18 protein-coding genes and 1 pseudogene are annotated in these 20,993 nt (G+C 60.5%); 7 read left to right on the top strand and 12 right to left on the bottom strand.

The window, feature by feature from the left end:
• Positions 1-466 precede the first annotated feature (466 nt).
• Positions 467-1,432 (bottom strand): annotated as a pseudogene (locus tag ACOZKU_RS00650) (RNA polymerase sigma factor); the annotation flags it as partial.
• Between ACOZKU_RS00650 and ACOZKU_RS00645 the strand changes: the two are divergent.
• Positions 1,346-1,708: a hypothetical protein gene (locus ACOZKU_RS00645; protein ID WP_421577216.1), complete on the top strand. Its 363-nt coding sequence runs from the start codon at positions 1,346-1,348 to the stop codon at positions 1,706-1,708. The pseudogene ACOZKU_RS00650 and the gene ACOZKU_RS00645 overlap by 87 nt on opposite strands.
• 437 nt (positions 1,709-2,145) lie before the next feature.
• Here the strand turns inward: ACOZKU_RS00645 and ACOZKU_RS00640 are convergent, their stop codons facing one another.
• The 4 genes from ACOZKU_RS00640 to ACOZKU_RS00625 form a co-directional block, all read right to left on the bottom strand.
• Positions 2,146-2,628: a hypothetical protein gene (locus ACOZKU_RS00640; protein WP_421577215.1), complete on the bottom strand. Its 483-nt coding sequence runs from the start codon at positions 2,626-2,628 to the stop codon at positions 2,146-2,148.
• A 223-nt stretch (positions 2,629-2,851) separates the two neighbouring features.
• Complete coding sequence (locus tag ACOZKU_RS00635) at positions 2,852-3,088, bottom strand: hypothetical protein (RefSeq protein WP_421577312.1); 237 nt, start codon at positions 3,086-3,088, stop codon at positions 2,852-2,854.
• A gap of 85 nt (positions 3,089-3,173) precedes the next feature.
• Entirely contained in the window at positions 3,174-5,186 is a 2,013-nt protein-coding gene (locus ACOZKU_RS00630) for a VTT domain-containing protein (protein WP_421577214.1), read from the bottom strand.
• A 20-nt stretch (positions 5,187-5,206) separates the two neighbouring features.
• Positions 5,207-5,755, bottom strand: coding sequence for a phosphatase PAP2 family protein (locus tag ACOZKU_RS00625; protein ID WP_421577213.1), 549 nt, complete (start codon positions 5,753-5,755; stop codon positions 5,207-5,209).
• A 293-nt stretch (positions 5,756-6,048) separates the two neighbouring features.
• On the opposite strand from ACOZKU_RS00625, the gene ACOZKU_RS00620 reads away from it, so the two are divergent.
• From ACOZKU_RS00620 to ACOZKU_RS00600, 5 genes are all read left to right on the top strand, one after another.
• The gene (locus ACOZKU_RS00620) at positions 6,049-6,309 is read left to right on the top strand and encodes a LysR substrate-binding domain-containing protein (protein ID WP_421577311.1); all 261 of its coding nucleotides are present in this window, start codon (positions 6,049-6,051) and stop codon (positions 6,307-6,309) included.
• A gap of 138 nt (positions 6,310-6,447) precedes the next feature.
• Positions 6,448-6,996 (top strand): hypothetical protein, encoded by a 549-nt coding sequence (locus tag ACOZKU_RS00615; RefSeq protein ID WP_421577212.1) that lies wholly within the window; start codon positions 6,448-6,450, stop codon positions 6,994-6,996.
• Positions 6,997-7,030: 34 nt separating this feature from the next.
• On the top strand, positions 7,031-7,420 hold the full coding sequence (locus ACOZKU_RS00610) for a helix-turn-helix transcriptional regulator (RefSeq protein ID WP_421577211.1): 390 nt from the start codon (positions 7,031-7,033) through the stop codon (positions 7,418-7,420).
• Between the two features lie 91 nt (positions 7,421-7,511).
• Entirely contained in the window at positions 7,512-8,483 is a 972-nt protein-coding gene (locus tag ACOZKU_RS00605; RefSeq protein ID WP_421577210.1) for a helix-turn-helix transcriptional regulator, read from the top strand.
• A 467-nt stretch (positions 8,484-8,950) separates the two neighbouring features.
• On the top strand, positions 8,951-12,598 hold the full coding sequence (locus ACOZKU_RS00600; RefSeq protein ID WP_421577209.1) for a TonB-dependent receptor domain-containing protein: 3,648 nt from the start codon (positions 8,951-8,953) through the stop codon (positions 12,596-12,598).
• A gap of 99 nt (positions 12,599-12,697) precedes the next feature.
• Here ACOZKU_RS00600 and ACOZKU_RS00595 read toward each other — a convergent pair whose 3' ends face one another.
• The 5 genes from ACOZKU_RS00595 to ACOZKU_RS00575 form a co-directional block, all read right to left on the bottom strand.
• Positions 12,698-13,129, bottom strand: coding sequence for a response regulator (locus ACOZKU_RS00595; protein ID WP_421577208.1), 432 nt, complete (start codon positions 13,127-13,129; stop codon positions 12,698-12,700).
• A complete protein-coding gene (locus tag ACOZKU_RS00590; protein WP_421577310.1) occupies positions 13,126-14,253 on the bottom strand; it encodes a PAS domain-containing protein in 1,128 nt (375 codons plus the stop codon). The genes ACOZKU_RS00595 and ACOZKU_RS00590 overlap by 4 nt, the downstream gene beginning before the upstream one ends.
• A gap of 139 nt (positions 14,254-14,392) precedes the next feature.
• A complete protein-coding gene (locus ACOZKU_RS00585; protein WP_421577207.1) occupies positions 14,393-16,156 on the bottom strand; it encodes a PAS domain S-box protein in 1,764 nt (587 codons plus the stop codon).
• A gap of 590 nt (positions 16,157-16,746) precedes the next feature.
• The gene (gene xth, locus ACOZKU_RS00580; protein WP_421577206.1) at positions 16,747-17,517 is read right to left on the bottom strand and encodes an exodeoxyribonuclease III; all 771 of its coding nucleotides are present in this window, start codon (positions 17,515-17,517) and stop codon (positions 16,747-16,749) included.
• Positions 17,518-17,523: 6 nt separating this feature from the next.
• Positions 17,524-17,667: a hypothetical protein gene (locus ACOZKU_RS00575; RefSeq protein WP_421577205.1), complete on the bottom strand. Its 144-nt coding sequence runs from the start codon at positions 17,665-17,667 to the stop codon at positions 17,524-17,526.
• Positions 17,668-17,821: 154 nt separating this feature from the next.
• Here ACOZKU_RS00575 and ACOZKU_RS00570 point away from each other — a divergent pair, with 154 nt between their 5' ends.
• Positions 17,822-18,448: a hypothetical protein gene (locus ACOZKU_RS00570; RefSeq protein ID WP_421577204.1), complete on the top strand. Its 627-nt coding sequence runs from the start codon at positions 17,822-17,824 to the stop codon at positions 18,446-18,448.
• A 241-nt stretch (positions 18,449-18,689) separates the two neighbouring features.
• Here the strand turns inward: ACOZKU_RS00570 and ACOZKU_RS00565 are convergent, their stop codons facing one another.
• Positions 18,690-19,478 carry an SDR family oxidoreductase gene (locus ACOZKU_RS00565; RefSeq protein ID WP_421577203.1) on the bottom strand — a complete coding sequence of 263 codons (789 nt, stop codon included), beginning with the start codon at positions 19,476-19,478 and terminating at the stop codon, positions 18,690-18,692.
• Positions 19,479-19,494: 16 nt separating this feature from the next.
• The gene (locus ACOZKU_RS00560) at positions 19,495-20,982 is read right to left on the bottom strand and encodes a sugar ABC transporter ATP-binding protein (protein ID WP_421577202.1); all 1,488 of its coding nucleotides are present in this window, start codon (positions 20,980-20,982) and stop codon (positions 19,495-19,497) included.
• Positions 20,983-20,993: the final 11 nt, after the last annotated feature.

Below are 20,993 nucleotides of genomic sequence, written 5' to 3'. Positions count from 1 at the left end.
TTGGATTCTAGTATCGAACGGTAATTTTCGCCCAAAACGCTGCTTTGGGAAATGGTCGCGCCAAAGAGCACGACTATCGGCAAAGGACGTTCTTTCACCTTCTTTGCCTACCGGAGAAAAATCGTTTGAATACCTGAAACGCCTCGCTGGCGAAGCGCGGCTTCTGACGAGATCGCGTGTGGCGGAATTGAACTGGCCACTGAAGATCGATGTTCCTGCACCATCAAGGCCATTTTCGCGGTGGGAACCAGCCCGAGATCATCAATGAGGCATTGAACGGGCTTATGGGGGCTGGCCTTTGTCTAGGGAACAAGTCCTGGTCGAGTTCACCTTGAAGCCGAGCGAAACGACTAAACCGAGTTGCGTGTTTTCGCTCTTGAAGAGAATCGAACCGGCGACGGCTCACGAACGCTTATGTAACGGATACGGGCGTGCTTTTTTTGCAATCCGATAGGGCTCGCCCATCCTACCTGAGCCGGTCGAGATAGGTTCGGATCTGGGCAGCTTCCGCGGCGCTGTTCGCCAGGCTGAGGCTCAACCCATAGGCCTCGCGCGCGTCCCTCTCGCGTCCCAGACGTTCGAGCAAATAGCCGCGCACGCCATGAAAATAGAAGTAGCTTGCGAGCGAATCGGCGAGCGTCTCGACAAGCGCGAACGCCGCTTCCGGCCCGCGGACATGCGAAATGGCGACCGCGTGGTTCAAGGCGATCACCGGGGTCGGCTGGAGCCGGAACAGGACACCGTACAGCTGCTCGATCTGTATCCAGTCGGTCGCTTCGAAACTGGCCGCGCTGGCATGAAGCGCTGCGATCGCTGCCTGGAGCTGATAGGGGCCTGGCCGATGGAGGCGAAAGGCGCGGTTGGTCAGAGCAACACCCTCGGCGATTGCCGCGCGGTCCCACAGCCGACGGTCCTGATCTTCCAAGAGAACGATCGCTCCCGCATCGTCGAAGCGCGCCGCTACCCTGGAATGCTGGAGCAGCATCAGCGCCGTCAGGCCCAGTACCTCCGGCTCCTCGGGAAAAAGACGGAGCAGGAGGCAACCGAGGCGGATCGCCTCGATGCATAGCGGCTCTCTACGCCCGATCTCCCGGACGGAGGCGGCGTAGCCCTCGTTGAACGTCAGGTAGATCATCGCCGAGACGGTCGCCAGCCGTTCGCCGCGGACAATCGCCGATGGTGTCTCGAAAGGCACGGCAGCCTGGCCGATCGTGCGCTTGGCCCGGGTGATGCGCTGTTCCATGGCCGCATCGCCGACGAGGAAGGCGCGGGCGATCTCGCCCACGCTCAGCCCCGACACCACGCGTAGCGCAAGCGCGATCTGCTGTGTCACCGGCAGATCGCGATGGCAGCAGATGAAAAGAAGCCGCAGGATATCGTCGCCATAGGGTGCGTCGTCGAGGGATTGGACCAGCGCCTCCTCGACATCCTCGCCCGGAGCGGCGCGACACCTCGCGATGCCTGCGCGCAGGTCATGAGAGCATTGCGCACCTATGCCGGCCTCGACCCGGCGACAGGTCAGGTGCAGGGGGTAGACGCGAGCCTGCTTTCGACCTTCTTCCTCGATGGCTCGCTGGCGGCAGACGCCGGCGCCAAGCCAGGCGAGATTGACAGGCTATTCCGGTTGCGTTTCAACGGCAGCACGGATACGGGCCGTTTTACCTGCACGGCGGATCTGTTCGGCACGGACTACACGCTCGCGAAATAGACAGCGAAATATCATTGTGACGAGAGAATGGGCGCGGCTTCCGCATAACAGCGAGGCAATCGTCTGCGCCGGCTGGGCCAAGCGCATAATCTTCAAAGCACCTCTGGGAAAAGCCGTGCAAATGATCGACACCGTCGACGCCACGCCCCCCTTTGGATACCGAGTTCCGCCGACTGACCTTTGACATGCTGTCAAGGCAAGCGAGGTTCGCATGAATGGTGGTCAGCAATCTAAAAGCGGCCTCCCGCGCGTGCGCCTTCTGCATCAACCATGCAAGCCGAACGGTTGCTTCGCGGCTCACACGCTCGCTCCCGTTCCCTTCATTGAAATCCACGACCATCGTCGCCTCCTGTCGAAAGATGACGGAAGCATCCCGGACGGAGCACTTGAAGTCTGGATCGTTGGCTGAAAATTCGCGGAACGCGTTGACGGCGTGCTTACGGCTCCCCTTCCAGCATGTTTTCGATGTCTTGTCCCGCAGCACCGGCCATGGCGTCGGCTTTGCCGGCTGCATCGAGGAATTCGTCCTGCGAAGCGACCGTGTAGTTGCAGCCTATAAACATCGTCTTGGGCTTGCCGGTCTCGGCCGGCATGCCCAGCATCACTGAAAGCGCATCGTCGGTTGGAGCAAACGCGCCGATCATCGGTCCGGCTTCGGGATCGACGAAGTGGTAATATTGCTCCGTCAGCTTGATCGGCGCGCGCTTCATGCCCTCGTTCCGGATTGTGACGAGGGCGGCATCATAATCTCGCTCCGTTACGACCCATTCCTGGAGGAACGAGATCCGGGTTGTCGGTGCGCCGAACACCGTGATCGGCTCCTTCAGATCGAAGGTTTCCAGCCCCATCATTCCGTCGTGACCGTCATTCTCGACAGCGGTGAGCCATCCTGGTGTCGCTCCTCCCATGAAGAGCGCCATTCCAGCCTCGCCGAGAACGTCGCGCGGCGCACGGCATTCGGCAAGCGCGGCCAGTATCTGTGGCGTCAGTTGGAATGCATCCTGCTCGGCCGGCGGGTCTTCGGCATTGGCAACCCCAAACCCTATCGGATGGCACAGGAAGGCAAGCGCAATCCATGCTCTCGCATGCAGTTTCGTCACACGCACAATGGTTGTTCCTTCCTGCTTGCGGTCACGGTGCGCTTCACGAAGCCGAGAACTTCACCGTTACGCCGCGCTGGCGGAAGTAGGCCTGCATCAGCTTTCTGCCCGAACGGTTGCCGTGCGGGAGCCTAGCCGGATCGAACACGGCCTCTTTCAAACCCTCTCGTGCCAACGCCGCCTTGAGAGCCGCGATGCGGTGGTCAATATCCGCATTATCAGCCTCGAGCGATTGATAAATATGGTTCGTTGCTTCTGCTACGGTCGGCTCACTCACGATGACACTCCTGTTCCTGGTCGGCAGGCGCTTAGCACGTTTTGTGCCTTGCCCATATGGTCTAAAAATATCGCAACCAACCCGAACCTTAGCTGGCGTCTTGAGCCAGAATTATAAATCCACTCCTATTCTCCAATGGTGAAACCATCTGTTTTTCCACCATCCACACGCCTTCGAGATCCCCTTTCAAGTGATCCCGCGCCGTGTCGGACGCATCACCCGCCGCCACATGGCCAAGGCCGAAAGCGATTTGTTTAGGGGCCTCCTCGACCGCCGAGATGAGCCAGAGCGGTTGGGTGCCGCGGTCCACGATATTCGCGTCCGCCCGCCACGCGCTCAAAACGAGTCGTCCCGGCGCCTGCCCCTCCTTGACCAGGACAAGCGAGGGCAACGTTCCCCGGTCCAGCCTGGGCAGAGAGGGGAGAGACCGGAGATCGGATGGCGCGCTCATCCAGGCCAGCCCGCTCGCCAGGGTCCAGGGCGTGGGTCGATGCCAACCTTTGGCGTTCAACCGCGTTTCAAGCCCTGCAAGGTCCCCCGCCCATTGCAGGATGAAGGGCTCTTCCAGCTCTCCCGTCGCATCCACCCGCCACTTCGGCAGCGAGCGCCAGGCATCGTTTTGCCAATCCTGCTTTGTGATCGTCTGGAGCTGCGATCTTGAGGCATAGCGCGTGCTGTCGGCGGCATGATGCCACCAGATATTGGCCGCGCCGGCAAGAAACAGGGCCGATCCCGCCACGATCAGGATGCCGCGGGTCGGTTCGTCCGAAGCGCGATGATTGAGATAGGCGATCATCAACACCGTAAGCCAGAGAGCCGCGAAGGTCAGGCCGGCCGAGACGTCGGAGAACCAGTGCGCGCCGAGATAGACCCGTGAGACGGCGATCGCCAGGACGAACAGAGTGGTCGGCACAGCAACCGCCATTCGGCCGACCATGGAGAGATGCCGGCAGGCGAGGAAGGCGATGAAACCGTAGAGTGCGGCATTCACGGTGCTATGCCCGCTCGGGAAGGAGAAGTTGCTCCAGCCGGCATAGAGATCGGGGCTGGGCCTGGTACGGTGAATGGCGACCTTGATCAGCGTGTTGAAGAGCGAGCCGGCAGCGACGGCGGCAAGCAGGTAGCCCGCTGTCCGCCAGGATCTGCGCAGGAGAAGCCAGCCGAGCACGACCGCGGAGACTGCGACAACGACGACGGTATCGCCGAGTTCGGTGATGCCGATTATCACATTATCGACGGAGGCCGTGCGCAGGCTTTGAAAAAACTGGAATACCGCCTGATCGAAACCGACCAGCGGATCGCCGTTCACCACATCCTCGGTCAAGCCGAGGAACAGCCAGGCAGCACCAAGGAAAATGACAACCAGCAGAAAGAGAACGGGCGGCTCGCTCTTTGCCGGGCTGACCAGCATGAGGACGAAAGTGCCGAGGAGATCGTCGCGGGGGCCGGCCCAGTCGCGAAGCCTGCCGATCGCTACTTCCAGCAGCGGTGCGGCACGGCGCAGCACATATTGCACGAGCCGCAGCGCTACCCACGTCAACAACACGGCGAGCAGGGCGAGTACGGCCAGCCGTCTGCCTGCCGGGCCCGCGGATGCCGCGAAGGCGCCAGCGAAAACCCCTGGCAGGATGTGGGCGGGCGCCCAGATGGCGGCCGACAGAATGTTGACGACATAAAAGCGCCCGGCCGGCATACGCAGCATGCCGGCGACCAGCGGGACGAAGGCGCGCACACCCGGCAGAAAGCGCGCGAGAAAGACGCTTTTCCCCCCATGACGCCGGAAGAAGACCTCGCTCTTTTCAATCAGCGCCGGATAGCGGTTGAATGGCCAGCGGGCAGCGATGCCACGGTGATAACGATAGCCGAGCCAGAACGAAAAGCCGTCGCCGATGATCGCGCCAGCGGTGACGGCGGCGAGAAGCGGCGAAAGCCTGAGCACGCCCGAGGGCACGAGAACGGACAGCCCGACGATGATTGCCGTACCGGGAATAACGGCGCCGAGCAGCGGCAAGGACTCCGAAAGCGCCAGTATCGCGACCAGGCCATAGGCAAGATGCGGATAGGCTCCGATAAAAGCCGTGATCGCTTCGATCCACGCCATCGACAGCCCCTCCTCCTCGCTCAGAGAATGCCGGTGATGAACCGGTCCACGGTCGTTCCCGGCTTGTAGAGACCTTTGACGAGAAGCGCCGCCGCCACGCCCGTCAGAGCCCCGCCCATGACATCGCCCACATAATGCGTTCCGATGTAGACGCGCGAGAGGGAAATGAGAAGGGCGGCCGCGAGAAAGACGAGGCCGCGTTTCGCCATGCCATGCAGCAGAAAGCCGGCCGCGATCGCGAATGCCGCCGTCGCATGATCGGAGGGAAAGGAAGGATCGCCGCTGCGCTCGATCAGGAGACGAGTGATGCCGGCGTCATAGGGACGGATGCGGTCGACGACCAAAAGGATGATCTGGTTGATGGCGAGGCCGAGAAGGAATGCAAGGCCGGTGGCGACCAGGGCGTGGCGGGTCTTCACGCGCTCCGTGCCGATCCACCATTGGGCAGCAACGGCGATGACCAGCAGCGGTACGCCACAGGCGGAGGCGAGAATCATGACCCGATCGGCAAAACCATTGCCGGCCAACGCGTTGATCCATCCGGTCAGGGCGGCATCGAGTTCATACATCGACAGGTCCTTTGCGATCATCCAGGGACACGCAATCGGCGTCGTTGCTGACACAGGCCTGAAGAGGCTGAGCTGGGGCTCAGCGTTGCCCGGGTCTCCATCTAACCCGAACGATCAACTCGGCCACGAGAGACGAGGCAATCTTCGTCGATGTCGGCAACGCTCGATAGGCCGAGCAGCGCCATGTCTCGATGGATTTCGGCCACCAGAGGCTCGATAGTCTTCGATATGCCGGGGCGCCCAACGAAGACGAAGCGGGCTCCAGGTGAGAAACCGAAGTCGCCAGAAGCGGGATCGTCACGAACGTGATTGCGGAGATCGACACGATCACGGCCGTCGTTGCCTGTGTCGTGCATGGTCTCGGCGCCTCCATCGCGCCTTGGAGCGCCTTGAAAGAAACGGCCGGTGAAGTCGTGGCAGTCCCTTTCGGCGAGCCGCAGATCCATCGTCAGATTGGCCTGATCGAGCGGCGCGCCAGCCCTCGGGCGGCAGTGATCGACAGGCTTCACCAGCATCTTTTCAGCTTCAGCGGAGAATACGGGATGGCTCGGTGATGGCAACCCGTTGAAATCGTTATAACAGGTGGGATCATGAAGCGATGCCAGCGGGTATGGTGCTTGTATTTAGCTGCGTCTGCGAGGAAATATAGGACGGACTTTCCATAAGATCACATTGTCACGAGAGTTTGCTGAATGGCAGCAATATCTTTCCCGTTAATGCGGCTGCGGTCGGAGGATGTCCCGCGTCCAGATCGGTTGTCTTTCGTCCATGACTTCGTGGCACGCCATGTCGGCGGGATGGAATTTCGTCCGGCAGACAGCGACCATGTCATGATTGATCTTGAGGCCATGCTTCTGCCAGGCGCATTGACCGTCGGTCGTGGTATTTACACTCCGATGCATGGCGCACGCACGCCCTATTTGCTTCAGGATGGACGTGACCACTATTTGCTGACCTATCACACCGAGGACCACGAAATCTCGATCGACGGCAAGGCCCCGATCAAGGTCGCCGCAGGCGATGCCATTGTGACGAGCGAAGCGATCGCTTCGCAGTTCTGGCTGGGAAAACAGACCTCGGTCGAGGTGGTGTCGCTCGATCGACGACTGCTCGCAGCCCTGGTGCCGCGTATCGAGCTGGAAGCCAGCTATGTGATTTCAAGAGCATGCATCCCTGCCGCTCTTTGTCTCTTACATACAAGCCCTACGGCGAAGTCCGCCAGCCTCGCTCAAAGCGGGTGAGATTGCGTCCCGCCATGTCTATGATCTCGCTGCGTTGCTCTTCGAGGGGATTGTAAAAGGCGGGACGGAGCGCAATGAAAATAGCATCGCGGCGGCACGGCTGAAACTGATCAAGAAGGACATTCTCGACCGACTTTCCAGTCCATATCTCCATATCGACGCGGTCGCCCGGCGCCAGGGCATTACGGCGCGCTATGTTCAGCGCCTGTTTGAGAATGATGGAACGACATTTTCAGATTTTGTCCGGGAACGGCGGCTGGATCTCGTCCTCGCTCTTCTGGAAAGCCCCGGACGCAAATCTCATACGATCGCCTCCATTGCCGTCGACGCCGGCTTTTCCGACATAGCCTCGTTCAATAGGGCGTTCCGCAACCGTTTCGGCACAACGCCCTCACAGATCCGGGCCAGCAATCTGTTCGAATAGATTCCAGTTCGCTGGGCGCAAATGTTGTTCGCCAGCGCCCAAGACGCCTCATCATCGCTCTCCTATGGTTTCGGCCAAAAACGAGGAGTTGATGACGAGCGGCCCCTTTACGATGCAACGCCTGTCCACCGAGGACGTATCCTACCGGGAGCGCATGGCGTTCCTGCACGATTTCGTCGGCCGTCATATCGGCGGACAACATTTTCGCCTGCTCAGCAGGGACGACGAGCGGGTCGACCTGGCGTTTTTGGAGCTACCCGACAAATTGAGCGTCGGGCGTGCCAGCTTTCCCCCCATTCATGGCCGGCGCTCGCGCGACCTGCTCGGCGATGGGCGCGACCGTTATATGCTGACCTTGCACCATGCCGACTTCGAAGTCTCCATCGAAGGCAAGGGCGCGATCAAGGTTCCCGCGGGTGGAATGACCATGACCAGCGAGGCCATTCATTCCGAATACCAATACAACAGCAACGCGGTCGCCGACGTGCTGATGCTCGACCATCGCGTTCTGGCGCGACTGGCGCCGCGGGTCGAACTGGAAGCGCTCTACATATTGCCGCCGACGGTGGCTGCCATGCCGCTTCTGAGGGCCTATGCGGATATGGTCCGGACACATCCGCCGGCATCGCTCAAGGCCGGCGAGATGGCTGCGCGTCATCTCTACGACCTTGCCGCCTTGGTCCTCGATGGTTTCGTGCGCGGCGGCGCCGACCGCAACGGAACCAGTCTTGCCGCGGCGCGATTGAAGCTCATCAAGAAGGACATCCTCGAGCGGCTCACCGACCATCATCTGCAGGTGGATGCGGTGGCGCAGCGTCACCGGGTTACCGCGCGCTACGTCCAGCGCCTGTTTGAAATGGACGGGACGACATTCTCGCAATTTGTCCGCGACAACCGGCTCGATCTTGCCTTCCGCCTATTGCGCGAAGGCGCGCTTGCCGTGACAATCGCGGCCGTTGCCCATGAAGCGGGATTTTCCGATCTCTCGACATTCAATCGGGCGTTTCGCAAGCGCTTCAGTGCGACCCCATCTGATGTCCGCGCCACGGCATTGAAGAGGTAGATGCTTTCCGTGCAGACCGTGATTTCGCGCATGAAATTCTGCAACGCCGACACCGGATCCGAGCCGGGATGCAGCCAAAATTGCGATCGTGGTTCGGCCAGTGCACAGGTTGTTCGGCACCGCCCAAGACGGTTCTCAAGACCCTTCATAAGGTCGCCGACGAAGGCGCGGACTCATTGTTCGCGCCGCAAAGGCGTTGAGGTTGTTTTGAAGCGGCTGGATATATTTGGGGCACGCCTCCTGGCCGGGGACGCGCGAAGACAGAAGGGGAAAGCCTGGCGACCGTCCACGGATACCGGCGCGCTCCACGCGGCCTTGATCGTGCGGCGGCGCCAACACCCCCCTCGTTATGGTGTCCGGCTTTTCGTGATCGCCAGCGTCTGTGCCGGTGCCTTGATGTGGATCGGATCATCTCTGACGCTCACGCGCCAGCTTTATCATCAAGAATTTGGCCCTCGGCACAGCACATGAACCCTGTTTCAAGACGATTGGTATTTTTCTTCACGGGCGTTGCTGCGCCGGTGACAGCTTTCGCGGAGCCGCAGCCGCGCACGCCGCTGGTAAGCGGACAGATTGTTCAAACGCGGACCGGCGAAGACATTCAATTCGTTGAGACAGCCGCCCTTCGCCCGCTTGAAATCGGCCAGGACGTGAAGGCGGGCGATGTCGTGCGTACGAACGATATCGGTCAGATCGCTCTTGTCTTTGCAGACCACACCCAAATCCGGGTGGGCCGCAAGTCCGTTCTTGTCGTGAAGGATGTGCGCGCGGACGGCGGCGTTTCGCTGGAGTTGCAAAGCGGTCAGCTCTATGGCCGTGCCGCCCGTGGCGGTTCTGGCGTCACCGTGGAGACGCCAGCTGCCACCGCCGCGATCCGCGGAACGGACTGGGCGATGACGGTTGCCGCCACGAGCACAACGCTCAGCGTTATCGAAGGCTTGGTCGACTTGTCCAATGCAGACGGTCTGGTGAGCGTTGGGACGGGCGAAGCTGCGGTTGCGACCCTCGGAGCAAAGCCTTCGAAAATCATGGTATCGGGCGGCGATATCCGGCAGCAGATGCTCTACAATCTCAACCTTCGCGATGCCTTCGGCAGTAGCGGCATCGTGAAGCCCCGCCCAGACGGTGCGAGGGGCGGCAAAGCGGTGAGAGCGCCCCAGAAGAGCTCGGAGCTTGCCGAAGACAGGGTCGAAGCGGTCGAGGCCAGCTTCGAAAATCAGAGCAGGGCCGACACGATCAGGGTGATTGCCGCTGCCCGTTCAGGTCCGCTGTCAGGCCCGCAGCTTGCGCGACTGGACTATATCGAAGGCAGACTTCTCGCAGGCGCGCGGCGTTACGACGAGGCGGCGACACTTCTGGACAGAGCCCGTAAAGGCCTTTCCGGCGAAGACCGGATCAGCGCTGAATATCTCGCCTATTTCGCGCACTCGCTCGCAGAGCCGACCGTTGTTTATCCAAAGCCGAGACGTGTCTCTTCATCCTTCGCATCTCTGATGGGCGAGGAGATGATCGTGGCAATGCTGAACTCTCCGCGAGATGCGTTGAAAATGCTGCAGGCAGCAGAGCCGCGTTTCAGCAACGATGTCCGGCTGCAGGTCGTTATCGCAGAAAGGGCCATGCAGGCAGCGGATTTCGACGCAGCTTTGCGTGCCATTCGCAACGCGGAGCGGATCGATCAGAACGATCCTGCGCTCCTCCATATCCGGGCGCAATATCGATCCCATGTGGAAGGCGACGTCCGTGGTGCCGTCCGAGATCTCGAAGCTGCGACGGCTCTTGCCCCGGGACGATGGGAATATTGGCTCAGCCTCGGACAGGAGCAGATCGGGCGACTGGCGACGAAGGAGGCAGAGGCCGCTTATCGGAAAGCAATGGAGCTGGATCCCGACGCGCCCGAAATCCTGGCGAGCTATGCGGGCCTTTTGCTGGGCACTGGCCGCAATGATGAAGCGCGCCGCCTGGTCGATCAGGCACTGGCGGGCGATTCCTCTTTCGAACTCGCCTTGTATCAACGCGGCCGTGCCAAACTCCAGTCGGGAGACCCGGATGGCGGCCTTGAGGACATGCTTCGGGCCACCGCCGCCCATCCGACCTACGGGCAGGGTCTTATCGCACTCGGGGCAACCTATGCCGCGCGAGGGGAAATGGAGCCGGCCGCACAGTCCTTCGAGCTGGCTGACATGCTGGACCCGACATCTCCCATCATGGCGCAGTACCGCGCCCTCTTGGCTCTCTACGACTACGATATCGACCGCGCAATCGAACTGGGGCAGGAGTCCGTTGCCAGAGCCCGCGCGCGCGGCGGCGATTACAGCTCGGTCGAGGCCAGCGACGATTTCGGCTCGACGCTGGGCGGCATCTATCGAACGGCCTCGCTCAATGCCTGGGCACGCTATTGGGGCGACCGCGCCTTCGACCCGTTCCAGGGCGCGAGTTACTTCGACCAGAATCTGACCGGAAGCGTGTCCCCCTTTGCCACAGCCCCGGGTCTCGTCGCGGTGACGGAACCCAATACCGGCGACGATGCGGCATTCTCAGGCTACATCCAGGGGGCTTTGCTCGATCCGCTGGCAATCGTCAGTCCACGCCGGCGCCCCGCCTTCTACCGATTTCCCTTCGAGGAAACCGAAGTGGGTATCGGAATGACCACAATGGGGAGCGACGTTCAGATGGTGGGTACCGCAAGCTACCAAAAGCTCGGCTATGATCCGCTGCCCTATGCGCTGACGACGGATATCACCTATTCCTACATGAACCCGTCCTTCGCCGATCAGACCGCGCAGAACATAAATTCGCTGACGGTATTCGGTGCCCAGCTTACACCCGACGATCGGATCGTCGGATATCTGAATGGGGTACATGTGGAAGGGGGCGTTTCCTTCGACGGCGCCATCAGCGATGGCCTGGACGTAACGCGTGGCGATACGCTGAATGCCGATGGCCTCGATATGTTTCTCGGCTGGAGCCACACGTTCGCATATCACAATGTGCTGAATGTCGGGCTGTTCAGCTCCATCATTGACCGATCCGGACGAAACGCCCTGCAGGACTACTATTTCGATCGCGATCCGGCGGAAGGCTATGACTTGGACGTGGAGCAAGACGAGTTCTCATTGAAGCTCGGCCTATCTCATCTCTTTGAGGTTGCTGATGACGTAACGTTGCGTTGGGGTATCGAAGGTGGGCGATCGGAGTTCGAGACTTCGACTTCCTATTTGGGATATTATCTCGACAGTCCTGCCTTCAAAGTTCGTTTTCCAACGAGCAGCACCCATGTCCAAGGCGAGAACGTTCGTGCCTGGATCGGCGGTATGGCTGAGCTGACGCCTGAGATCGAAGTGGAAGCCAACCTGTTTCTGGATTGGTACCATCAAAACGATACGGAGGACATGAGCTTCAATCCCCATCTCGGCGTAGCGTGGGAATTGACGGAGGGGCAATATATACGGGCGGCTTATGCGGAGCGCACCCCGCTCAGCGAGCGAAGCACGCTCTCACCGCTCACCATCGTGGGGCTGAGAGCCGACAATCCCCCGGCCTTCGGGGAGACCAAGACGGCAATGTTGCTTTGGGACGCGGAATGGTCCGAACGGTTTTTCACCGCCGTCGAGTACCAGCATCAGGATATCGAAAACCTTTCGGTCGGTGCGCCTGTCTATTCGTATTCTCTCCAGTTCCCTGAGGCCCAGATTGATCGTCTGACAGTGAATGCAAACGTCTGGATAGGTGGGGGCGTCACCTTCTTCGCGAACTATTCCCGCATCTGGAGCGGAAATCCCACGCCCGGCTGGGATGACTGGCTGCCGATGGTGCCCGAACATACGGGCCGTATCGGCTTCAGTTATATGAGTCCCGAGCGTTTTACGTTCTTTGCTGCGGAAAGCTACATCGGCAAGCGGGTCTCGTTCACGCGGGACGTGCACGGAGCCTCGGGAGAGACCGTTTGGATGGAGGACGCATTTGTCACGGATGTCGGCGCGGGCTGGGAATCGGAAGACCGACGCCTTTCACTGTCGTTCGAAGTATCGAATGTCTTCGATGAGGTCGTCGATGTCGCGCCACTCGTTCCCGGACCAGGACGCATGTTCAGCGCCTCCGTGCGGGGGCGTTTTTGACGAACGTTGTGATGGAACGCAGAACTTCGGGCGCACAGCCACGAAGAGGCCAACTGGGTTCACCATTATCCGTGGCGAGCAAGAGTAGCGTGGCGGCTCTTATCCGTGTCGCCCAGGAGAAACGATGTCGCAATCTGCGGCAAGGACAAGACTGGCCGGAGGTTCAGCGCCCCGGTTTCCTGCGATGACGCCGGAAATATACTCGAGGGCATTTTTCATGCCGTTCAACGTGTACGGCTTTTCGATTGCTCCGATCGCTCCGGCGAAGTCGTCGGGAATGCGTTTAAGGTTGCCACTGACGAACACATAGGGAATGCCTGACGCCGCAAGATCGCGCCCGACATCAACTCCGGTCGGGCCATCCTGGAGATGGATATCGACGAAAGCGAAATCAGGGCGTTGACGGTTCAGCGCCTCGCGCGCCTGCTGTCGGTTCATGGCTGTGCTGGTGACTTCATGACCGGCCGCTTCAACCTCGTGTTCGAGTTCCATGGCAAGCAGCATTTCGTCTTCAACGATCATGACTTTCAATGCGAATTCTCCTGGGCGGCGTCGACGGGCAAAGTCACCTCGACGATCGTCTTGTGGCCGGACACGGACTTTTCAACGTGAGCATCGACCTGTCTGGCCGATGTCTCGAGCAGGAGGCGGCCCATCTCGGCGCTTTCACTATCGACCTCAACCGGGATCGACGTATCCTCGACCCGGATCAGGAAATGCCCGTTCAGTCGCTTGACGACGACATGAATATCTCCGCCGCCGTCGCTCAGGCCCCGTCGCACGGCGTCGCCGACGAGTTCGTTGACGATCAAAGACAGCGGCGTCGCTTTGACGGCAGGAACGTAGACGGGGTGCAGATCGAGCGTTAGGCGGATGTCGTCCCGGCCGACGGCGCCGACCAGATCGGTGACGATCTCTTTGGCGAAGTCCGCAATATCGAAGCGCGAGACGTCATCCAGCGTGAACAGTTTCCTCTGGACCGTACTCAGGGCCTCCACCCGATTGAGAACTGACCTCAAAGCGCGCTTCTGTCCCTCGTCCTTGGTGATGCGGGTCTGCAGCTTGACGATCGAAGCCATCGTCAGGAGGTTGTTCTTGACGCGGTGATCCACCTCGTGGACCAGAAGCGATCTCGCTTTGAGCGCGGCATGCAGCTTTTCGGTATGGGCGGCTACCTCCTCCTCGGCGCGGTGTCGTGCTGCCGCGAGATCGGCTTCGCGGGATCTGACATTTGTGAAGTCGAGCTGCGAAGCGAAAAAGTAGACGATCTTGTCGTTGTCATCACGCACGGGGGACAGGAAGAGCGCGTTCCAGAAAGCTTCGCCATCCTTCCTGTAGTTGAGGATATCGACTGCAATGTCGGAGCCGGCTTCGACCGCAGCGCGGATACGGGCGACGGTTTCCCGGTTCGTGTCAGCGCCCTGGAGAAATCGGCAGTTACGGCCGACGATTTCCTCGCTGGAATAGCCAGTCAGTCGTTCGAACGCTGTGTTACAGAAGATGATCGGGTTATCGGGTTGGCTCGGGTCCGTGACGATCATCGGCATGCGGGTCGCCTTGAACGCGGCAGCAAAAGGGTCTTCGCGCTCATGCCGCGCAACCAGACGGTCGCCGGCGTCTTGAGCGTTGGTTCGTTTCTGATCGTTTCCCGTCATAATGCCCCAGTCGTTGGACAAGCTCGTATTAATACCGAGAAGAGCTTCAGGTTCCATGGACATGCGCCGATGCGACGGACCGGAGCGCGAAGATCGTTCTGCTAGGCGTGCCGGTCGTCGCCAATTTTCCAACATCTTTTCATCCGGACTGCTCGGTAAGAACAGCCTCGATTTCACAAACAACGCCATCTGGCTCGAAGCGGATGGTCGAGCGACCGTTCAGCTCGGCAGCGAGCAGTCTTTCGACAAGACGCGAGCCGAACCCCTTGCGCGCCGGCGGTTCGACCCTGGGGCCATCATGCTCCGCCCAACGGAAATCGAGTTTTGCAGTTCGTTCGTCGTAATCCCATGAGATCGCGACCCGTCCGTCGGCGGTCGACAAGGCTCCATATTTCGCGGCGTTGGTGGCGAGCTCATGCACGGCGAGCGAAAACGACACGACAGCCTTCTGAGGCAGCAACACAGGGCAGCCCGCGAGCTCGAAGCGCTCCGGCGGATAGGGTTGCAGGACCTGCCTGATCAGTTCCTTAAGATCCGCGCGCTGCCAGTTGCCGTGGATGAGGAGGTCATGTGCCCGAGCCATCGACGTGAGACGATCCTGGAACGACGCGACTTCGACCCTGCCGGGTCCGTCCCGATCGAGGGTCTGTCTCGCGATCGCAATGACCGTCGCGAACACGTTCTTCACGCGGTGATTAAGCTCACCCGACAAGACCTGTTGCAGGCGTTCGGCTTCCTTACGGACGGTGATGTCCTGAGAAATCTTCGATGCACCGATTGCCCGCCCCTTGCTGTCGTAAATGGGCGAAACGCTCAGTTGCACGTCAACCAGGCGGCCGTCCTTCCGACGTCGCTGCGTCTCATAGGGTTCGACGATCTTCCCGGCACTGACCTGGCGCAGGATCTCCGGCTCCTCGTGGTGTCGCTCCTCAGGGACGAGCATCAGGACCGATTGGCCGACGGCCTCCTCGCGGGCGTATCCATAGAGCTTCTCGGCGGCACCGTTCCAATTGGTGATGGTCATGTCGAGATCGATGGCAAGAATGGCGTCGTTCGATGACGCGATGATCGAAGCTAATTGGCGCTCCGCCTCCTGAGCATACTTTCCTGCAGTGACATCGATTGCGATAAATCCGATCTGGCGTATCGCACCGGTGTCATCGCGCAACGGCGAGACGGAGATCGCCGTCCAGACGACGCCGCCGTCCTTTCGAATGCATCTTTTTTCCATATCGAAGCTTTCACCCAGCGTGACGAGCCGCTCGAAGAGCCGCTCCGCCTCCGGGCGATCTTCAGCAAAGGTGATGTCCTGGAACTGCCTGCCGACGAGCTCACCGTCTCCATATCCGAGCATCTCGGAGAAGCGCTGGTTCGACAGCACCAATCGGCCTGTGAGATCGGTCTGACCGATGCCCGCCGCGGACTGCGAGAACAGCGCACGCAGGCGCTCTTCGCTTTCCTTCAGCGCCTTCTGCGACTGCACACGCTCGGTCGTCTCATTCACGATGCAGAGGACGCCGCGCGTTATGCCGCCTTCATCCCTGATCGGCGAATAGGAGATGTCGAAGTAGACGGTCTCAGGATGCCCGTAACGCTCGATATAGAAAGGCCGGTCCTTGGCAGAGACCGTTTCCCCGCCATAAAGCACCCGATCCAGCAGGGGTTCGAGGTCATCCCAGAGTTCGCTCCAGTTTTCGCGCGCGGGCCGCCCGAAGGCGCGGGGGTGCCTCAGGCCGATCGTCGGAGCATAAGTATCGTTGTAGACAGCAATATACTGCTCGCCCCAGAACATGACGATCTGGGCGTGAGAAGGAAGCATCATGTCGATAGCCGCCTTCAGACAGGCCGGCCATTGCGACTGCGGTCCGAGGAATGAATGGTCCCAGTCCCCGTTCTCGATCATCTGGGTAACCGTTGCGCACGAAACAGTGTCGACCATCCCTGTCAGAGACACCCCTACCTTTTGGCTCTAGAGCCACAGTCGAAACAACGAGAACTAGGCATTTCATATGCCGTTGCAAGAGGCAAGGCGGTCTTGCCCGCATTCGCATCGCCATTTGCATGGAACTGGTTTTGAAACAGCCGCTTCCGGCTCAGCCATTGATCCTTCTTCAGAGATAATCAAGGTGGCCTCATGAGCGCGCAAGATCCCGATACCATCTCGCATACGGGCTATTCTTGACCAGGGTCCGGTTGTAATCGGGGGTTCCATCAGTCCACCAGACCGGTCCGCGCTCACCGAGAGCGGTTTTGGCCGTATCGACACGACACCGCGCCTCGGCGAGGCGCAACGGTTCGTTCTTGAATTTTCGAACATCCCGTCGCGCCGACATAAGGTCTTTCACCAAAGCCTCGCGGCGCGATGGGGAAAGCTCGGGATCGCTTTTCCGCCAAAGTCGACCATCGACAACAAAGTAGCGTCCGTCCGGCGTATCGGGATACGCCCCCTCCGCCATCTTGTCGGACCCTTCGCTCGGGGACCTCGAGGTCATCTCAATCGACCTCGATCCAAACGGGTGCGTGGTCGCTTGTCCGGGGAAGCGCGCGGACCCAGCGATCGACGCCGGCCGCCCTCAATCCGGTCGCGAGTGCCGGACTGAGAAGGAAATGGTCGATACGCAGCCCCGCATCCCGTTCGAACGAGTTTCGCCAGTATTTCCAGAATGTGTAGATCCTCTCATCAGGATGGAGCGTTCGAACCGCGTCGGTCCATCCCTGCTTCAGCATAGCGGCATAGGCGCGACGAACCTCCACCCGGAACAAGGCGTCATCGCGCCAGCGTTCGGGCTTGTAGACGTCGAGATCGGTCGGCATGACGTTGAAGTCGCCGATCAGAGCAACAGGCACCTCGAGATCGAGCAACTCCTGTCCGTATTGCTGGAGGCGCTTGAACCAGCGGAGTTTGTAGTCAAATTTCGGCCCCGGTACTGGGTTTCCGTTCGGAAGATAGAGACACCCGACGACGACACCGTGGACGGCCGCCTCGATGTAGCGACTGTGATCGTCGCCCGGCTCCCCCGGAAGCCCGCGTCGCGTTTCGATCGGATCGGTGCCGCGCGCTAGAATAGCGACGCCGTTCCAGCTTTTCTGACCGTGCCAGACGGCGCCATACCCCGCCTTCTCGATGGCGCGGCGCGGGAACTTCTCGTTGGGCGCCTTCAGTTCCTGAAGACACACGACATCAGGGGCAGCCTCCTCCAGCCAATGGAGAAGAATGTCGAGCCGCCCGTTGATGCCGTTGATATTGTAGGTCGCGAGCTTCAACGGAGATCAATTTTTGGCACAATGATCGTTCGGGTCATTGTCGGCCGACAAGGACCGGCTGACATCGGCGCTCTTCTTGAACGTGCCGTCGTCATTACGACGGGCATATCGTTTGTCGGCCCCGATATCGATCCGTTCACGCTTGCTCATCCCATTCTCCCTATCGATGTGGCGGAGTTAAAACGCGCGGACAGGGTAAAAGATGCGCGCAAACATTCGTCTACCCCCTGAAAATCAACGAGAATGACAAATTCAGCGGGCCGTCCTCGTTGAAGCTTCGCGGCGTCCTTCCCATCTCACGGTAATGGCGAAAAAAGAGAAAAACGAGATCGAGCTGTTCAAGACCTGGACCCTCTCGCCCGACGCTACGCTTGGCTCGTCCGTGCGCGCGAAAGGCATTCTGCTCGAAATACGCGCCAGGCTGCCCAAGGCTTCCAAGAAATCCCTCGAACTGGAGGCCGCGGGAGAGCTGGTCCTTGCGATGAGCGCCAGCGAGAAGACCGACTTTCAAATTGCCTCGGCAGTCGTCACGCGCGCCCTCCAGGATATCGAAACGCTGCCTGTCATTCCACGGGAAATCGAGGATATTCTGACGATCAAGACGAGCGAGCGACACCGTTGGTTGGCTGACGGACGTCTCCCGAGCGCCGGGACGCGAACCGTCAAACTGCAAGGGCGAGCCCGGAAAATCACGTTCCATGTCTTTGACCCGAAGGTCGTTGTCGATCTGCTCGATCGAGGTGCTCCGGACGAGTGGCGCGAGGAAGACGCAACTGCAAAGGCGGAAAACCGCCGGCGCGCGGCCTATAAGGCAAAACTGACACGCTCATTGAAGAAATCGAAACGAAAAGCAGATGAGCAAGCGACTGAAAGAGAAGAAACGAAACTGCGCGGCTGGGACGAGTTCGACACGGATGGTCTCCTTCGGTAGAGACGATCCACAATGGTGTTGCCGATGATCGAAAGATCATTCTGGCTGCCCTCCCAACCTAGCCACCGTCGCGCCGTCGTGCGCTGCCCTGGCCGCACTGATTAGTCGAGACCACCGGAAACGAACGTTCCGCGTCCCGCCTCGGTCTTCAGCAAGCCGGGGGTTTCGAGTGTCAGCGATCAGGTCTTCAATGCTGATCAACGGCAATTGGTGACGTTCGGCAAGACGAGCCGTTCGCTGACTACCAGCAGCAGAAGCCGCCATCGACCAAGAGGTCGACGCCCGTCACGAAGCTTGCGGCATCCGACAGAAGGAAGACGGCGGGGCCGACCATTTCGTCGACATTTGCCATGCGCCGCATCGGCGTCTGCTCTTCGAACAGCTTCGTCTGATGCACCATTTCCGGCCGAGTGTTCATCGGCGTTGCGGTGTAGCCCGGGCTGATCGTGTTGACGCGAATACCGCGGCCGACCCATTCCATGGCCATAGACTTGGTCATGTGGATGACACCGGCCTCGGAGGCATTGTAATGGCACTGGCTCAGGCCGCGATTGACGATGACGCCGGACATGGAGGCTATGTTGACGATGGCGCCGCGGCCGTTCTTCAGCATGGCGCGCGCCTCGGCCTGGCAGGAGAGGAACACGCCCTTCAGGTTGATGTCCATCATCGTCTGGAACTGGCTCTCCTCCATCTCCTCCGCCGGATTGGCATTGGCGATGCCGGCCGCGTTGACGGCGAGCGTGAGGGAGCCGAGTTCCGCTTCGCTGCGTGCGACGGCGTCGGTCAGCGCCGCGCCGCTGGTGACGTCGGCGGCGATCTGGATGCTGCGGCGGCCGGCACGCGCGATGAAATCCGCGGTCTGGGCGAGGCCGTCATCGGTCCGGCGGTCGAGCAAGGCGACGTCCGCACCGCACTGGGCGAGCCCCATCGCGATGCGCTGGCCGATACCGCTGCCGGCACCCGTAACGAGGGCGACATTGCCCGAGAGATCGAACAATTTCGGTGCGTTGAGCTTGATTTCCGACATGCTGCTTATTCCCTGTTCAAAGTGTCGCCAGTTCCATGACCGAGACGTCGTTGGCGTCCTCGCGGTTCAGGATGCCGGCCTGTTTGCCCTGTGCCATGACCATGATGCGGCTGGAGACGCCAAGCACCTCCTCGAGGTCGGAGCTGACCACGATGACGGTAACGCCTTCGCGCGCCAGGCCGACGATCAGATCGTAGATCGACGAACGTGCGCCGACGTCGATGCCGCGCGTCGGCTCGTCCAGCACCACCACCTGCGGCTTGCGCGCCAGCCACTTGGCCAGCACCACCTTCTGCTGGTTGCCGCCGGAGAGCTCGCCGGCATTCTGTCCGCCGCGTCCCTTCACGCCGAAGCGCTTGATGTAATCCTCGGCGAATTCACGGATGCGGCGCGACGAAATCCAGCCGTTGCGGGAAATCTCGCCGAGATTGGCATAACCGATGTTTTCCGCAATCGAATGGTCAAGCACGACGCCTTGCAACTTTCGGTCCTCCGGCACGAGTACGATGCCGTTTCGGATCGCATCGATCGGTGAACGCGGCGTCACCGCCTTGCCGTGCAGCAGCACTTCGCCGCTCGCGATCGGGTCTGCGCCGGTGATGGCGCGCACCAGTTCGGTACGGCCGGCGCCCATCAGGCCGGCAATGCCGAAGACTTCGCCCTTGCGGACGGAGAAATTGATGTCGCGGAAGGCCCTCGATGGCGAGGACAGGCCGCGCACTTCGAGCGTCACCTCATTCGTCGGGGTGGGCAGTGCCGGGAACATGCGCTCCAGCGAGCGCCCGACCATCGCCTCCACGATGGTGCGGATCGGCACGTCGCCACGGTCAAATTCCTGAACCTTGGCGCCATCGCGCATCACGACGATGCGGTCGGTGATCTGGCGGATTTCCTCGAGCCGGTGGGAAATATAGATGATGCCGACGCCCTCGGCCTTAAGGCGCTCGATCTGACGGAAGAGAAGCTGGGTCTCCTCGCCGCCGAGTGCCGCCGTCGGTTCGTCGAGAATGAGCAGGCGTGCATTCAGCGTCAGCGCCTTGGCGATTTCGATCAGCTGCTGCCGACCGGTCGAAAGACCTTCGACGAGACGGTCCGGTGACACATCGAGGCCGAGGCGCTGCAGGCCGGCGCGGGCGCGCTCTTCCATGGCGTAACGGTCGAGGCGGCCCGATTTCATGGGATAGCGGCCGACGAAGACATTCTCCGCAATGGAGAGCTTCGGCAGAAGCTTCAGTTCCTGGTGGATCATGCCAACCCCCTCATCCATCGCCGCACGGGGTTTGGCGGGGGCGTAGGGCTTGCCGAGCCAGGTCATCTCGCCGGCGGAGGGCTGGACGGTGCCGGAAATGATATTCGACAAGGTCGATTTACCGGCACCGTTTTCACCGAGCAGCGCCACGACCTCTCCCGGATAGATGTCGAGATCGACACCGTGGAGCACCTTGATCGGGCCGTAGGATTTCTGGATTCCACGGAGCGACAGGATGGGAGAGCGGTTCGTCATGGCGCTGCTGC

The sequence above is a fragment of the Shinella sp. M31 genome, assembly GCF_049199205.1.
Classification (GTDB): domain Bacteria; phylum Pseudomonadota; class Alphaproteobacteria; order Rhizobiales; family Rhizobiaceae; genus Shinella.
The sequence above is the reverse complement of the archived record's forward strand: the minus strand, read 5'-3'. Positions and strand labels throughout refer to the sequence as shown.

Excerpts from the sequence above, each read along its gene's own strand:
- ACOZKU_RS00645 (WP_421577216.1), top strand. The coding sequence starts at position 1,346 with ATGGCAGCAGATGAAAAGAAGCCGCAGGATATCGTCGCCATAGGGTGC.
- ACOZKU_RS00640 (WP_421577215.1), bottom strand. The coding sequence starts at position 2,628 with ATGGCGCTCTTCATGGGAGGAGCGACACCAGGATGGCTCACCGCTGTC.
- ACOZKU_RS00630 (WP_421577214.1), bottom strand. The coding sequence starts at position 5,186 with ATGGCGTGGATCGAAGCGATCACGGCTTTTATCGGAGCCTATCCGCAT.
- ACOZKU_RS00625 (WP_421577213.1), bottom strand. The coding sequence starts at position 5,755 with ATGTATGAACTCGATGCCGCCCTGACCGGATGGATCAACGCGTTGGCC.
- ACOZKU_RS00615 (WP_421577212.1), top strand. The coding sequence starts at position 6,448 with ATGGCAGCAATATCTTTCCCGTTAATGCGGCTGCGGTCGGAGGATGTC.
- ACOZKU_RS00605 (WP_421577210.1), top strand. The coding sequence starts at position 7,512 with ATGACGAGCGGCCCCTTTACGATGCAACGCCTGTCCACCGAGGACGTA.
- ACOZKU_RS00600 (WP_421577209.1), top strand. The coding sequence starts at position 8,951 with ATGAACCCTGTTTCAAGACGATTGGTATTTTTCTTCACGGGCGTTGCT.
- ACOZKU_RS00590 (WP_421577310.1), bottom strand. The coding sequence starts at position 14,253 with ATGACGGGAAACGATCAGAAACGAACCAACGCTCAAGACGCCGGCGAC.
- ACOZKU_RS00585 (WP_421577207.1), bottom strand. The coding sequence starts at position 16,156 with ATGATCGAGAACGGGGACTGGGACCATTCATTCCTCGGACCGCAGTCG.
- ACOZKU_RS00575 (WP_421577205.1), bottom strand. The coding sequence starts at position 17,667 with ATGAGCAAGCGTGAACGGATCGATATCGGGGCCGACAAACGATATGCC.
- ACOZKU_RS00570 (WP_421577204.1), top strand. The coding sequence starts at position 17,822 with ATGGCGAAAAAAGAGAAAAACGAGATCGAGCTGTTCAAGACCTGGACC.
- ACOZKU_RS00565 (WP_421577203.1), bottom strand. The coding sequence starts at position 19,478 with ATGTCGGAAATCAAGCTCAACGCACCGAAATTGTTCGATCTCTCGGGC.
- ACOZKU_RS00560 (WP_421577202.1), bottom strand. The coding sequence starts at position 20,982 with ATGACGAACCGCTCTCCCATCCTGTCGCTCCGTGGAATCCAGAAATCC.